Source organism: Chryseobacterium sp. ERMR1:04, from assembly GCF_001297705.1.
GTDB lineage: Bacteria > Bacteroidota > Bacteroidia > Flavobacteriales > Weeksellaceae > Chryseobacterium.
In genome coordinates this window covers 170,373-185,404 of record NZ_LIRF01000003.1, presented here as the reverse complement: position 1 = coordinate 185,404, position 15,032 = coordinate 170,373, and the positions used below count along the sequence as shown (strand labels likewise).

17 protein-coding genes are annotated in these 15,032 nt (G+C 32.3%); all 17 read right to left on the bottom strand.

The annotated features are described in order from the left end of the window. Window positions 1-509 precede the first annotated feature (509 nt). The 17 genes from AMQ68_RS00910 to AMQ68_RS00835 all read right to left on the bottom strand — a co-directional run bounded on the left by AMQ68_RS00910 (window position 510) and on the right by AMQ68_RS00835 (window position 15,031). Complete coding sequence (locus AMQ68_RS00910) at window positions 510-767, bottom strand: hypothetical protein (protein ID WP_054508761.1); 258 nt, start codon at window positions 765-767, stop codon at window positions 510-512. Further along, window positions 742-1,152: a hypothetical protein gene (locus tag AMQ68_RS00905; protein ID WP_054508760.1), complete on the bottom strand. Its 411-nt coding sequence runs from the start codon at window positions 1,150-1,152 to the stop codon at window positions 742-744. Before AMQ68_RS00905 ends, AMQ68_RS00910 begins: the two co-directional genes overlap by 26 nt. Before the next feature lie 156 nt (window positions 1,153-1,308). Next, window positions 1,309-1,608 (bottom strand): hypothetical protein, encoded by a 300-nt coding sequence (locus AMQ68_RS00900; protein WP_123905572.1) that lies wholly within the window; start codon window positions 1,606-1,608, stop codon window positions 1,309-1,311. Between the two features lie 11 nt (window positions 1,609-1,619). Then, the gene (locus AMQ68_RS00895; RefSeq protein WP_054508758.1) at window positions 1,620-1,931 is read right to left on the bottom strand and encodes a hypothetical protein; all 312 of its coding nucleotides are present in this window, start codon (window positions 1,929-1,931) and stop codon (window positions 1,620-1,622) included. A gap of 49 nt (window positions 1,932-1,980) precedes the next feature. Further along, the gene (locus AMQ68_RS00890) at window positions 1,981-2,637 is read right to left on the bottom strand and encodes an RHS repeat-associated core domain-containing protein (protein WP_054508757.1); all 657 of its coding nucleotides are present in this window, start codon (window positions 2,635-2,637) and stop codon (window positions 1,981-1,983) included. 212 nt (window positions 2,638-2,849) lie between these two features. Next, entirely contained in the window at window positions 2,850-3,191 is a 342-nt protein-coding gene (locus AMQ68_RS00885) for an RHS repeat domain-containing protein (protein WP_054508756.1), read from the bottom strand. 374 nt (window positions 3,192-3,565) lie between these two features. Further along, the gene (locus AMQ68_RS00880) at window positions 3,566-4,135 is read right to left on the bottom strand and encodes a hypothetical protein (protein WP_054508755.1); all 570 of its coding nucleotides are present in this window, start codon (window positions 4,133-4,135) and stop codon (window positions 3,566-3,568) included. Beyond that, window positions 4,132-4,788 carry a hypothetical protein gene (locus AMQ68_RS00875; RefSeq protein WP_054508754.1) on the bottom strand — a complete coding sequence of 219 codons (657 nt, stop codon included), beginning with the start codon at window positions 4,786-4,788 and terminating at the stop codon, window positions 4,132-4,134. Before AMQ68_RS00875 ends, AMQ68_RS00880 begins: the two co-directional genes overlap by 4 nt. Window positions 4,789-4,836: 48 nt before the next feature. After that, window positions 4,837-5,001, bottom strand: a complete 165-nt coding sequence (locus AMQ68_RS25225; RefSeq protein ID WP_160317953.1) for a hypothetical protein — start codon at window positions 4,999-5,001, stop codon at window positions 4,837-4,839. 116 nt (window positions 5,002-5,117) lie between these two features. Beyond that, entirely contained in the window at window positions 5,118-5,597 is a 480-nt protein-coding gene (locus AMQ68_RS00870) for a hypothetical protein (protein ID WP_054508753.1), read from the bottom strand. 172 nt (window positions 5,598-5,769) lie between these two features. Then, window positions 5,770-6,246: a hypothetical protein gene (locus tag AMQ68_RS00865; RefSeq protein WP_054508752.1), complete on the bottom strand. Its 477-nt coding sequence runs from the start codon at window positions 6,244-6,246 to the stop codon at window positions 5,770-5,772. Continuing rightward, window positions 6,230-7,054 carry an RHS repeat-associated core domain-containing protein gene (locus AMQ68_RS00860; RefSeq protein WP_123905570.1) on the bottom strand — a complete coding sequence of 275 codons (825 nt, stop codon included), beginning with the start codon at window positions 7,052-7,054 and terminating at the stop codon, window positions 6,230-6,232. The genes AMQ68_RS00865 and AMQ68_RS00860 overlap by 17 nt, the downstream gene beginning before the upstream one ends. A gap of 166 nt (window positions 7,055-7,220) precedes the next feature. Beyond that, a complete protein-coding gene (locus AMQ68_RS00855; protein ID WP_054508750.1) occupies window positions 7,221-7,703 on the bottom strand; it encodes a hypothetical protein in 483 nt (160 codons plus the stop codon). 172 nt (window positions 7,704-7,875) lie between these two features. Then, window positions 7,876-8,352: a hypothetical protein gene (locus AMQ68_RS00850; RefSeq protein WP_054508749.1), complete on the bottom strand. Its 477-nt coding sequence runs from the start codon at window positions 8,350-8,352 to the stop codon at window positions 7,876-7,878. Then, a complete protein-coding gene (locus AMQ68_RS00845) occupies window positions 8,336-11,680 on the bottom strand; it encodes a DUF6443 domain-containing protein (RefSeq protein WP_054508748.1) in 3,345 nt (1,114 codons plus the stop codon). Before AMQ68_RS00845 ends, AMQ68_RS00850 begins: the two co-directional genes overlap by 17 nt. 5 nt (window positions 11,681-11,685) lie before the next feature. Then, the gene (locus AMQ68_RS00840; RefSeq protein ID WP_054508747.1) at window positions 11,686-13,563 is read right to left on the bottom strand and encodes a hypothetical protein; all 1,878 of its coding nucleotides are present in this window, start codon (window positions 13,561-13,563) and stop codon (window positions 11,686-11,688) included. A gap of 403 nt (window positions 13,564-13,966) precedes the next feature. After that, window positions 13,967-15,031, bottom strand: a complete 1,065-nt coding sequence (locus AMQ68_RS00835) for a hypothetical protein (protein ID WP_054508746.1) — start codon at window positions 15,029-15,031, stop codon at window positions 13,967-13,969. Between the last annotated feature and the right edge of the window lies 1 nt (window position 15,032).

The following is a 15,032-nucleotide window of genomic DNA, read 5'->3' as shown; positions in this document are numbered from 1 at the left end:
TAATTTTGTTTAGCTTTTATTTTCATGGTTACAAAGGTTTCATTCTTGGATTGCCTAATATTGATATAGCAGCAATAAAATTACTTTTTTTAAATCGTAAAGACTATGCTGACCAATAAAAAGTTTAAAGATTTTTTTGCTGAAAACTCTGCAGCACTATAAAGCACAAAAACCTCGCAAAATACGAGGTTTTTATTATAAATTACCAATGGGATACGAGCGAGATGCTTGCACATACTTGGGGAATACTAAAATACTTTATTCAGAATCTTTACATATAGGATATAGTATAGGTTTAAAATTATTTTCATCTTTCAAATATGTTTTTTTATTATTTGAAGTAATAACTCTTTTATTATAAAAGTTTAATTTGACAAAGCCTAAATAGAATTTATTTATATCTAAAGGAAGTTTTAATATTATCAAATTGCCTCTTTCCTCTCTTTTTATATAGCCACATTCTCCAATGCTTACATTATTTTTTTTTCTATCAATTGAGCTGATAAAACCTATTCCATCATCATTATATAAAAAATTTTTTGATTATTAATTCCTTTTTGAAAATTTTCAGTTTCTTTCAAAGATTCTTCACTTAATATGAATTTACCATCATAACCTTTTACAATGACAATAATCGGCTTTTTAATGACTATTGTATCTTGAGTTATATATGAGTCATTTATTATTGATTGTGAGAAAATTTTATTATTTAAAATCAAAAATAAAATAATTAATAAATATTTACTCTGCTGCTTGTAAGCTTCCATTTTTAAATTTTTTATAATCTTTATCTGTTTTTAAATTATTGCTTTCAAGATGAATAGTTGCTTTACCTAATCCACCACTTGTCTCTTTAGCTTTATTGGGATCAGATGAATTTCCGATAAAGCCACCTAAAACATCTGAAATATTTGAAGAGATAATATCATTTGACCGGTTTTGATCACCTGCAGAAGACGTAAGAATTCCACTTGATTTATGATCAGCCCCTAAACTATGACCAACTTTATGTGCTCCTATTTCAGTGTCAGTTCTAGAATCTGCTATCCTAATACTATTCCCTCCTACTGTAGATCCATTATCATCCGCGCTCATATCTTTGCTTGCAGCAACTCTATAAATATTACCCTCTCCTTTTGTTACGGATTCCATTGTTTTATTAAGGACATCTAATCTTTTTTTGCCCTTACCTACATCCGTGATTGTAAAACAAGAAAAGCGTATTCGTGAAAATATTGCAATACTCTATAAATACAAAACCCACCACAATTGCGGTGGGTTATTTTTATCTGCTCAAAAGCTGTTTAATTATCCGATTACTTCCTGAGAATAGTCATCTGATTTATAAAAATCACTGAGCTTCTGTCCACAAAAGGGACAATAGTTTATAACCATTTTCTTTATACTAAAATCAGTAATAGGACCACTATAACCATCCGTAACAAAATACGCTTTATTAAAAATATTTTCTATTTTTTTATTATATAGTTCAGCTTCTCTCTCAAGAAATTTTTCGCCATATTTTACTACTCGAAAATTTAGCCCCATTGTCTTTTCACCATTATAGCGAAATTCAAATTTTTCACAACAGAAATTTTTATTACTCATAATCTTAGATTTTAAGGATTGTGTGGTTTTGCTTCTCCATTAACTGCTTTTACTAAATTTTTCCCTTTGAATAAGTATTCGGTAGATGTCGTATTAGAGCCAATGTGTAAACCAGTTTTATATTCAAGTTCTCCAGTTTTTTCTAGCATATACAATCCAGAATTACTCAAATCATATTGCATAACCTGCCCGCCATTATTAGTATAGGTTCCTGCCACTGCTGCTGCATCAGTTAGGAATAAAAAATTACTTCCAGCTTCTTTGCCTGTCGTTCCTCTAAATAAAGTTTTTGAAGGGTCGAATTCACTAGTAGAAGTAAGCATTTTAGAATAATTTACGCCCTCAGAAGCTTTTCCAGCTACTCTTGCCGCTCTACCTCCTACTTTTGATATAACTCCCTCTTAGGGCGCTTCCCGCGCCTTCTGTACCCGCGATCATACCCACTTCAGCTAGAGTTCTTCCTGCTACCGTTCCATCTCCTGATTGTAGACTAGCTCTTGCAATTGCAGGAGCAGCAGCTACGGATGCCATCATACCTACAGATTTAGATATGCCTGCTTTCAAAATACCTCCTGGATTATTATATATTGATTTAGCTGTTCCCCCTGGATCAGTAACAATTTGTTTAGCGCCGTGATATGTTTCTGTTACGGCACCTTTTGCACCTTGATACATACCAGAATAATAAGTTTTGGCAAGATTCCACAAATTGCCACAACATCCCTGAGCTTCTCTACCATCCGGATCAACAAACATGATCGGATTGTCTAAAGCGTAAGTATAAGTAGAAAATCTTCTTGATTTTTCAGCAAGTTCATCCACGACTCCCCACCTTGCAATATCTGCCATATACATTCTAGCCCCATAATCATACATACCCGTTTCCTGCAATTCCTTGCCGTTGTACTTATAATTTTGGTATTCTCCCAATAAGCTTTTTATACCGCCAATATGATTCATTCCAAATGCATAGTAATTATTTGTATCGAGGACCTCAAGATTTCCTCCTTCATTCTTTGCAAAATTCACTCTTGCATTTCCTAAGTGATCTCTATACTGGTAAATATAACGATTTTCCGTAATTCTGAGTTGGGTATTCAGTCTAATACTAACCTAGAGACGATAGAGTTTGAATAAATAAGAGTGATAGAATACCATTTTCAGACTCGTGGAAAAAATGCTTACCAATAAAAAATTTAAAGACTTATTTTTTAGTACATGACAAAAACCACAAGTTATTGTCATGTACTAAAGACTTTTTTACTTAAAATTCTGCTGCACTCTAAAACACAAAATCCACCGCAAATTGCGGTGGGTTTATTATAACTTTCCCTTGGGATACGAGCGAGACGCTCGCACCAGCAGGGGGGATCTACGACTCCCCAACGTCCTAGGTCCGGCATATACATTCTTGCACCATAATCATACATACCCGTTTCCTGCAATTCCTTGCCGTTGTACTTATAATTCTGGTATTCTCCCAATAAGCTTTTTATCCCGCCAATATGATTCATTCCGAACGCATAGTAATTATTTATATCGAGGACCTCAAGATTTCCTCCTTCATTTTTAGCAAAATTCACCCTTGTACTTCCTAAGTGATCTCTATACTGGTAAATATAAGAATTTTCTGTAACCTTCTTAGTTGGTAATTTAGTCTAATATCAATCTAGAGACCATAGAGTTTGAATAAATAAGAGTGATAGAATACCATTTTCCGATTCGTAGAAAAAAAGCTTACCAACAAAAAGTTTAAAGACTTTTTTGCTAAAAATTATACCGCACTATACAACACAAAAACCTCGCATTTTGCAAGGTTTTTTTATAAATTTCCAATTGGATACGAGCAAGACGTTCGCCCCAGCTTAGGGGAACATAAATCATGTCTTTTTGAGCCTTTGTTTCCTTTCCTAACCCTAGTAACTCTTTCCATCATAGGATCATGGGTTATATCGCATTATTCTAATTTAGCTTTCTTAAATTTGGACAGAAATAAATTATTATTAGGAAAATAGCCAATAATATTTGTTATCAACCATTCATTATTTTCTTTTGTAACTATAAATTCACCAACTATACCATACTTATAATTTGCAATATAAACTTTTGCTAAATTTAATGTGTAATAATTACCTACATTATCAATTTTAAACAATCTAAATTTATTTTCATCTGAAATTATATCACTAAAAAATAAAGTTTTTAGATTCAATGAGTCATTTAGATCAAAGGAACCGGATTTTTTATTAGAACTAAAGTCAAATAATATTTTATTTTTATCATAATAATATACACTATCTTTAATATATAATTGATGGTTAATAGAATAATTATTTGAAAAATATTTGAATATTCCAGTCATATAAGTCTCATTATTCTTGTTATTGGAATTAATTACAAGGCTTGTCTTGTTGGTTTTATATTTGTTAGAAAAAGAATCATCTATTATATCTTGTTTTTTTTCACAATTTAAAAAAAATAACCAAAGAGTACATAGAATTATTGTATTTACTTTTATTGTTTTCATTTTTCAGGTTTTTCAAGAATCTGTTCCAATTCTTTTAGATTGATATTTGCTTTTGTGCCCTCATATTTTTTATCTGTCAAAACAGCTTTATCCTCGGGAGATGTTTCTCTGTATTCACCATAATAACTTTTATGTCCTGAAGCATTAGACTGCTCTTCATTCTTTTTTATTACTTCTGTACTATGTGCTACTTCTTCATGGTTTAGAGTTGCTGCAACATCAAAAGCAGGTGTTTTTTTATCCCCAAAACTCACTCCGATAAGCTGTATTTTTTTTGAGCCATTTTCTGAAATTTTATCATATTCTTTTGCACTTACACCAATCTTAAAATCTTTAGAAATATCAGAAAATTCTTTCTTATTATTTATTAATGGTGCAATACCTGTTGCATTAGTATTGGAAAAATTAGTATAAAGAACGTTGATTTTATTTTGTGAACTTAATGTATTTGAAAATTCTTTTCCACCAGTAGTCTGTCTTTCTGCCTGATAAGCTTTTTGAAATCTTTCGTCTTTAAATAAAACATTTTGAAAAAACACTTTTTCTAAACCTTCAAGCTCTCTAGAATTTATAACACAATCCTCCGAAAAATTATAATGCGATTGATAAGCATATTTCTCACTCAAAGGATCAATATTAAAAAAACTACCCATTGTAGAATCATAATTTCTCCATTTAAAAGAACTCCACCCTGTGTCTTGTTACTTTTCCTGCTCTTGGAAACCATAACTATAATTAGGGGATGTGCTACCGCTATTACTACCACCGCCGCCAAACTCTAAACCAAACGGATAAAAATCCGTTGTTCTGTCTATTGCAGGATTTCCTGAAGTGTTTTTATAAAAAGCTAATCTGATATTTCCCACCTGATCTTTATACTGGTAAATATTTTTATTTAAGATATAAAACCACTACGAAAGCAGTGGTCTATCTTATTTATAAATTTAGTTGTAACGTCATCTTTATTAGAAGAACAATAGTTTTACATACAAGAATAACTTGGAAAAATTTTATTGTACTGGATACCCCATTTTGTCTTGTCATAAGCATCCCCTATTTCTATATAATCATATTTTTCAATAAATGGAATAATAATATCCTTTTTACCCTCAACTGATAATTTTATTTTTTTTAGAGATTTATTTATTTTTCTTGAAGTTGCTCCATAGCAACCTGATGATCCTGGTTCTATTTTAAAAGTTATAGAATCTTTATTGTTAATAACTATCTTTTTTCCTTTAAAAGCTTCACCATTGAATATTACTAGAATATCTTTATCTGTTTTTTGATATTGTTTAGGCACATCGTTTAGATAAGTTTCTTCATCCATTTTCTCATATTCCGTTTTTTCTGTCCTATCATTATAATAAAATTCCCCAACAGTACTTTTACAATTATAAAGAAATAAGAAGACTGTTAAAAAACTGAAAAAATGTAAAAATCGTTTATTGGCTAATTTCATCTATATTGATTTTGGGTTGTACTAATTCAATAGTTTTTTCCATTCTATCTACTTGTTGTGGTAAAACCAATTAGACCTAAATATGAATTGAAATAAAACCACTACAAAAGCAGTGGCTTATCTTATTTATAAATTTAGTTGTAACGTCTTCTTTATTAGAAGAACAATAGTTTTACATACAAAAATAACTTGGGAAATTTTTACTATAGTTAACTCCCCATTTAGTTTTTGTTGCATCACCAATGTCTATATAATCATACTTGCTAATAATAGGAATGAAAACATCTTTTTTTCCTTCAACTGATAATCTTATCTTTTTTGTTGACTTAGGAATTTTTTTAAATAAAATCCCATAACATCCTGGTGGATCTGGTGGCAAATCAAATAATAATGAATCTTTTTTATTGATAATTATAGTTTTACCATTAAAAGCAGACCCATTGAATATCACTAATACATCTTTATCTGTTTTTTGTTGTCCTTTGGGAACAGTACTAAAATAGCTCTCCTCTGCCATTTTCTCATATTGCGTTTTTTCAGTCTTATCATTATAATAAAATTCTACAGCAGTACTTTTGCAGCTATAAAGAGCTAAGTATACTATTAAAAAACTGAAAAAATGTAAAAATTTTTTATTGTGTAATTTCATCTATATTAATTTTGGGTTGTACTAATTCAATAGTTTTTTTCATTTGCTCTACTTGTTGTGGTAAAATATCAGTTCCTGAATTATTTCTCATAGAAGCTTCCGAATTACCATCTGAATTCTGCAAATTATTCTTATTTCCCTGAGTATTAGACACAGTTGGATCCTCCCATATATGGTCTACCCCTAAAGCATGTGCTATTTCATGAGCTGTTACTTTTATACTTCCATCAGAAGTGATAGTCTGACCTACTGGATCACCTAATTTTGCTTCACCAAGTACAAATTTTTGTCCTATAATATTGCCTTCTTTATCTGTAATTACTTTCATGGATTGATGTGGTTTTGTCATATCAAGTCCAAAAGTTGCCTTAGGATTATTTATCATATTAATTTGTAAACCCGAATTTTGAGACAATATCGCAGAAACTGAGCTTAAATGATTTTTCACATCTTGTGAACTCATCCCACTTTTAGCTGTTACATTTACATAATAATTCACATTCATTTTATCTTTAGTCTCATTCACGATTTTAGGTTCCAATCCTTCTAATTCCCTTGCATCAATAATCCTATTCCCACTAAATGCATAAGTAGACCAAGTATTATATTTCTCACTCAAAGGATCCACATTAAAAAATCTTCCCATTGCAGGATCATAATTTCTCCATTTAAAAGAACTCCAGCCTGTGTCCTGTTGTTTTTCCTGCTCTTGGAAACCATAATTATAATTAGGCGATGTGCTACCGCTGTTACTACCACCGCCACCAAACTCTAAACCAAACGGATAAAAATCCGTTGCTCTGTCTATTACAGGATTTCCTGAAGCATTTTTATAAAAGCCGATCTGACATTTCCTACCTGATCTTTATACTGGTAAATATTTTTATTTAAGATATAAAACCACTACAAAAGCAGTGGTCTATCTTATTTATAAATTTAGTTGTAACGTCATCTTTATTAGAAGAACAATAGTTTTACATACAAGAATAACTTGGAAAAATTTTATTGTACTGGATACCCCATTTTGTCTTGTCATAAGCATCCCCTATTTCTATATAATCATATTTTTCAATAAATGGAATAATAATAATATCCTTTTTACCCTCAACTGATAATTTTATTTTTTTTAAAGATTTATTTATTTTTCTTGAAGTTGCTCCATAGCAACCTGATGATCCTGGTTCTGTTTTAAAAGTTATAGAATCTTTATTATTAATAACTATCTTTTTTCCTTTAAAAGCTTCACCATTGAATATTACTAGAATATCTTTATCTGTTTTTTGATATTGTTTAGGCACATCGTTTAGATAAGTTTCTTCATCCATTTTCTCATATTCCGTTTTTTCTGTCCTATCATTATAATAAAATTCCCCAACAGTACTTTTACAATTATAAAGAAATAAGAAGACTGTTAAAAAACTGAAAAAATGTAAAAATCGTTTATTGTGTAATTTCATCTATATTAATTTTGGGTTGTACTAATTCAATAGTTTTTTTCATTCTATCTACTTGTTGTGGTAAAACCAATTAGACCTAAATATGAATTGAAATAAAACCACTACAAAAGCAGTGGCTTATCTTATTTATAAATTTAGTTGTAATGTCTTCTTTATTAGAAGAACAATCATTTTACATACAAAAATAGCTGGGAAGTATTTTACTATATCCTACTCCCCATTTAGCTTTTGTTGCATCTCCAACATCTATATAGTCATATTTTTGAATAAAAGGAATAATAATATCTTTTTTACCCTCTACTGATAATTTTATTTTATTTTCCGATTTATTTATCTTTCTAAAAGTTGTCCCATAGCATCCTGATTCTCCAGCTTCTGATTTAAAAGATATAGAATCTCTATTGTTAATAACTATCGTTTTTCCTTTAAAAGCAGAACCACTAAAAATTAATAATACATCTTTATCTGTTTTTTGATATTCTTTTGGAATATCATTTAGATAAATCTCTTCGGCTTTTTTCTCATAATCAGTTTTTACGATTCTATCATCATAATAAAATTTTGCAGAAGAGCTTCTACAGTTATAAAGAAATAATAATATTACAAAGCTGAAAAATAATTCTAAACAATGTTTATTGGCTAATTTCATCTATATTGATTTTGGGTTGTACTAATTCAATAGTTTTTTTCATTCTATCTACTTGTTGTGGTAAAATATCAGTTCCTGAATTATTTCTCATAGACTTTTCCGAATTCCCATCAGAATTCTGCAAGTTATTTTTATTTTCCGAAGTATTAGACACAGTTGGATCTTCCCATATATGGTCTACCCCTAAACCATGTGCTATTTCATGAGCTGTTACCTTTGGTGTTCCATCTGAAGTAATGGTTTGCCCTACGGGATCACCTACTCTTGCCTCTCCAAGCACTATTTCTGTTGTAACATTACCATTCTTATCAATTGTTACTTTTTTGGATTGATATGATTTTGTCATATCAAGTCCAAAAGTTGCCTTAGGATTATTTATCATATTAATTTGCAAACCAGAATTTTGAGACAATATCGCAGAAACTGAACTTAAATGGTCTTTCACATCTTGTGAACTCATACTACTTTTAGCTGTTACATTTACATAATAATTCACATTCATTTTATCTTTAGTCTCATTCACGATTTTAGGTTCCAATCCTTCTAATTCCCTTGCATCAATAATCCTATTCCCACTAAATGCATAAGTAGACCAAGTATTATATTTCTCACTCAAAGGATCCACATTAAAAAACCTTCCCATTGTAGAATCATAATTTCTCCATTTAAAAGAACTCCATCCTGTGTCCTGTTGTTTTTCCTGCTCTTGGAAACCATAATTATAATTAGGCGATGTGCTACCGCTGTTACTACCACCGCCACCAAACTCTAAACCAAACGGATAAAAATCCGTTGCTCTGTCTATTACAGGATTTCCTGAAGCATTTTTATAATAAGCTAATCTAATGTTTCCTACCTGATCTTTATACTGGTAAATATACTTATTTTGTGCAAAATCAAAATATCCTTCTGAGGTAGGTACGAATTGTAAACCTTGCGGAACTGAAGGAACTCCTATTATCCCACTATCATTACTGTATTGAAAACCATCAAAATATTCTGTTACTGTAGATGCATCTGTTTGGGTACGACCGGAGAAATAATTGTGAACCTTTCTTAGTTTCACTCCATCTGCCCGATAGATATAACTTGTATTTTTATACTTTGTTACCTGCCCAAACCCAAATGGATCTTCACGTACTACATATTGATCAAATTTAATATAATCCGGAAGATTCAAGTGATTGTATTTTATATCTAGAATACCTTTATCAACATGATCTGTCATATTTCCATTTACATCATACTGAATCAAATTACCCGATGTATCAGGGTACCCAAAATAATTAGATGAAGAATCAGTTACTGTATTAAGACTGTTTCCGGTGTAGGTGTACGTAAGATCATCCATTAACTGCACTCCAAAATTATCCAGTTTCCTGTTTCTTTGTAATGAAGTTATGTTTCCGTTGCTGTCATAATTTATGGTCTCATTGTAATAGTTATTCTCAGGAATCGATGCATTGGGTTCAGAATAAATTCCTTTTTTGAGTCTGTTTAAAGCATCATATTGATAGGAATATCTTTTTAATATCCCATCTTTGGAGGCATTCCAATTTACTTCTGCAATATTTCCATTGTATTTGCCTGTTGAAAGTGATGTATTGGTTGGGTTTATATATTTTATCTCATATCCAAACAATTTTCCATTAAGATTAACGGGATCATTGATCTTAGTCATCCAGCCTCGGATGTTATATTGATAATCAATCTGCTGAAGTGGAGAGTTTGCTATTATCCCTCCGACTTTTTTAGATTCTAGCTGAGAAAGTTCATTGTATTTATTTTGAGCCAGAATTTCAATTGGATTATTGTCTACCTGATGGGTATGGGTAACTAATCTATTTTGATGATCATAGGTGAAGTTTTCAGTTATTATTCTGTCAGCATTAGTGTCCAGTCTTTTATGGAAGGTTACAGTTTGTTGAACAGCTCCTGCGAAATCTAATTTAGAATCTACTTTCGTACGCCCTCCCAAATGATTTACAGAATAGGATCCTATTGCTCTTCCTCGAGTATCATAATACGAGTAATTCTTTGTCCAGTTATCATCTTCAATGTTTTTAACCAAACTCATGACAGATAAGCTTTTGGTACTTTTTCCTTCTGTATCAGGTACATTATTCAAAATGGGCTCTCCTAAAATAGTAAGAGGAAAAGAAGGATTGAAATTATATGATGGATAGGTATCATAATAATTCACAGTTAACACTTTTTCAAGAACATTAAAGTGATTATTGGTATATTGTATCTGCATCCCATTAAGCGTAAAGCCTGAGCTGTCCCTGCTCTCGATAATTATATTACCTCCAGCCTGAGATTGCATATTTGCTCTTTCTCCTCCTGAAATTATTGCAGTGTAAGCAGCTCTTCCAAACTTATCATATTTAGTCATCAACCACTTACTTTGTAATTTCATAACCGTATCTTGAGTAAGAACAAGCCTGTCTGCTTTATCATACACCATATATTCCCAACCTTTGCCAGGAAGCCTTTTTTCTACTAAACGGTTTCTGCCGTCATATCGGTATTCATAAGCCAAAGCATTCTGTTCTTCAAGTCCCCAACCAGACAACTTGGAAAGTAACGGTGGTACAACCCATGCCAGCTGCCCGTATTCATTGTAAACATAATAGGTATCGACATTATCAGAGGGGCTTAATACTTTTCGGACTAATAGAATTTGTCCCTGTCCGTTTTTAAACTCAATCGTTTTATTTCCGTCCTCATCAGTTACAGTAGTTTTATAGAGTTGACCTGTGCCATAGGTTCCTCCATTTTCAATAGTCGATCTGGAAGCATTATTTTCCCAAATTGTATTGGTGGTAAATTTTCTCACTCCGTCTGCTGTTACAACAGCATCATAATCAAATGTCACAGGCTTATTGCTCCAATCTGTTCCCACCTGTATTTGCTGTTGAACGCGATCAAATGGAGAGCTTTCTAATACTTTTTCTGCATAAATCTTCTCGTTTCCTAAAGGAGTATTTCCTGCATTAGCCAATGGCGTTGGGACCATCTCTCCGTTCATCGTTCCTCCCTGAGGAACGGGAAGATAATCTCTGGTTTGCCGTCCGAAAACATCATATTCAATATGAGTGACCACATCTCTTCCTTGTGGTGATGCTTTTACGTTTACCACCTGTTTTGGTCTTCCAAGCCCGTCGAAATACTGAACAGTATGGATTTGTTTTGCTGTTGAACTGCTTGTGGCTACCGGTTCAAGATAGGTTCGGGTTTGTACATAATTTTCCGTGGTAGGTAAATTCTGTGCATGGACTAAACTTGTGATCAGCAAAGCTCCAATGGGTATAATTATCTTTTTCATCAGTGTTAGTTTTTATAATTGTAGTTGAATTCTTTAAGGATTTTGTACTCTAAGCTACCATTGGTATTCTTCATCTCTTGCTTTATCTCTTTCAATCTGTTGGCGGTATCATAAATATACACTTCTCTGATTCCTGAGGGAGAAGTGATACTTTTTACTCCGATCAATGGATCGTAAGTATAGGTACTCGTTTGGTATAACGATAAAGCGGTGTTATTTCTGAAAGAATTTAATGCTGTAATTAAAGCCTGCTCCGAAGCTTCTGTCCCCAGTTGACCGTCCGTATCTGAAGCGGTAACAATTCCTGAAATCAAACTTGATACTTGGGCATAGGCTGCTCCTTCTATTTTTGCAATAGGCTGAGTATTGTTATACCCCCAAACAATAGAGACAGGAATTCCATCTTTTGTGGTGTATTGCTGTAAGTTTCCTTTCGAATCGTATTGATCATGGGTAACTTCGGTAGACGGATTGTTATCGATATGAGACAGATCATAAGATTTTATTGACAATGGAAGCACTAAACGAGCATCATTATTGATTATTTCAGCAACTGTTTTAGGATAAACCGTTTCAGTTTTTGCTAACGTTTGAGTAGTAACACCTATTGTTTGGGTTGAGATGGTTTCTAATGGAATCCCGATCATATTTTTATTGATCATAAGCTGGTTGCCTTTTTCGTGGGCATAACTATAATCTGTCTGCTGAATTTCTCCGGAAGGGAAAACACTTTTTGTATTTTTTAAGTTAATCGGCTTGTTTATATCGGTATCATAATATTCATACTTTGTTTTGGAAGTGATCTTTTTACCGTTAAAGTATTCTGTGGTTTCAGACTTGTCTTTTTCAACTTTTGCCGATTCTATAAGATCCATACGATGCTCAACAAAATAAGTATCTACAGGGGTTTGCAAAATAGTTTCCATTACTTTTATAATATCAAAATCCGTAGAAAAAGCCACTACTTCAGGTAGACTAGTGGTAAACTCGGATAAACTGTTTTTTAAGGTGTTGAGCTTATAGGTATTATTCACAACCCTTAAGGTATCGTTATTTTGATTCAGATAAATCTCTCTTTTCAGGTTTCCGGCTTTCCATTTATTATACACATAATTGGAAGATGTATATTCTTCAAATTCTCGAATAATTTTCCCTTTGCCTGTTATTTCTACCACAGAAGGATAGGTCATAATATCAGAACTTCCGTAACTGTTGTTAGCCTGACTGGAATTATGAATACGGTAATACCTCTCAAAAGTTGATCCTATCTGAACCTGTTCTCCGTTACCTGTACCTGCTCCAGAGCCTCCGCCTACATCGCCTGTAAATTGTCTTACATATCTTTTAATAAATGAAGAAAAGTTATAGGGTTGGTTCAGTCTAAAATCAGGAATAAATGTTCCGTTTTCGTATTTTCCGTATGCATATTCATATACATTTGAAATGTTATTTTCATTTACATCTTCCATCTTTCGAAGACGAAGACCTCCATATTTTCTTGTATGATCTGTGTAAGTAGGATATTTGTATCTTATAGCTCCATAGATATTACATCTACATGCCCCTATTTTATAAATTGATAATTGTAAAGGGGAACCCATTGAAATATTCCAATCTACCGTTTTTGGACGCCAGTCTGAAAAATATTTTTGTCCATTTCTGGCAGTTCCTGTACAACTGGTTACATCTTCCGGGTCTATAACTTGACCAGGTCCCGGATTATCACCATTATCACATGAGTGACTGAAATTCAGTTCAAGTTTTTCAGGAGCTGCATCAATACCCAAGTCTACTATTTGCTGCATATGAGCAGAGGTAATTGGAAATGACTTTAATTCAGAAAAGTCATCATTAGATTCATCTACAATACTACCAATTTCCACATATCCCCAAGCATACCCTGAAGATTCTCTTTCGGTATTGTAAGGAAGTTCATATTCAAAATTTTTCTTTGCTCCGGTCGGATATTGAATTGATTTTAAACTGCCTAAAATAGCATATGTCTCATTCGGCTCTCTGTCTCTTTTCTGAACAGCATTTAATACGTCTAATGGAATCCCATATGACGCAGGAATATTATTAGGAATATTAGAAACTTCATTATTATAAGTAGCATTTATGTATCCCCAATAATCGTCATTGCTTGAATTCCTTTTAGGAAGATTCAGTTGCTCATTATATTCAAATCTGTAATCTGAATTTTGAAGATTATCGTGTACATTAGTTAACTTAAGTCTGTAATCTTCGTAGGTTTTATTGGCTCTGTTACTTTCAAAATAACTGTAATTAAGACTTATATCTTTTATTGTCTTTCCTGCTTTGTTTATTACAATGACTCTGCGCAGCGCAAATTCCTGTATTGTTATTGTTCAGATCTTTTCTATAAGTTAACCCATCAGAGAATGCATTATTGGCATCATCAGAATATAAAAAAGTAACTTCACCACCATCAAACTGAATTTTTCGGATCAAAGATTCTGAAAAACCACTAGTTGATTCCGTTTTTTCATATTTAGGAAGAGGAACTAAATGTTCGAAATTCTGACTCAGGTTAGGAGTTATTTTAAAATTTGCCACCTGATTGATATTTCTTTCCGTATACATATTAGATTTATGGTAAGAAAATCTAGCTATATTATTGTTCACTTTAAGACTGTCTAAATTATAAAGAGATACATGAGAAGAAGAACCACCAATATACATTGATTCCGTAGTATTTCTTGGAGATACCCAATATTCAGTACCTTGTGTATCTTTCACATAGAACTTATTACCTGTTCGGGTAATGATAACATCATCATTGGGAATCAGAAAAGTCTGATTATTGTCTTTTAAAATAAAAGCCCCCGATGCAGTAGGAAAATTATAATCAAAAATATCTTTTTTTGTATCATAAAGATTATCATACAAACTGGCCAGATTAGCACGCATCTGGTTATTAATAGGTAATTCATTAAATCCCCCGTTGTAAACTCCGTAATCATTTATATTTTTAGAGAAAAACTGAGATGTAAGATCATCTAATCCCTGCATATTCTGAGAAATATTTCCGGGAATATTTAAGGCCCAGCCTAATCCGACAATACTTGAAACCTCATTAAGCTTAATTCCTCCCGTATTATAGGATAAAGAAATAGGAATATTTATTCCTCCTACACTAATGGTATAAATAGGAATACTAATGTTGGCTTTCCCTCTGAAATAATCCATCGGGAGTTTTTCAACCTTTGATAGACTGTAAGTTTCCGGACTTGTAGGAAATGGTACCAATTGCTTGGGCTGCTCCCCAAGACTTAATTGTCCTTTGTAAAAGACGCTAAGTAGTACAAAGAAGAGTATCTTTTTTATCATG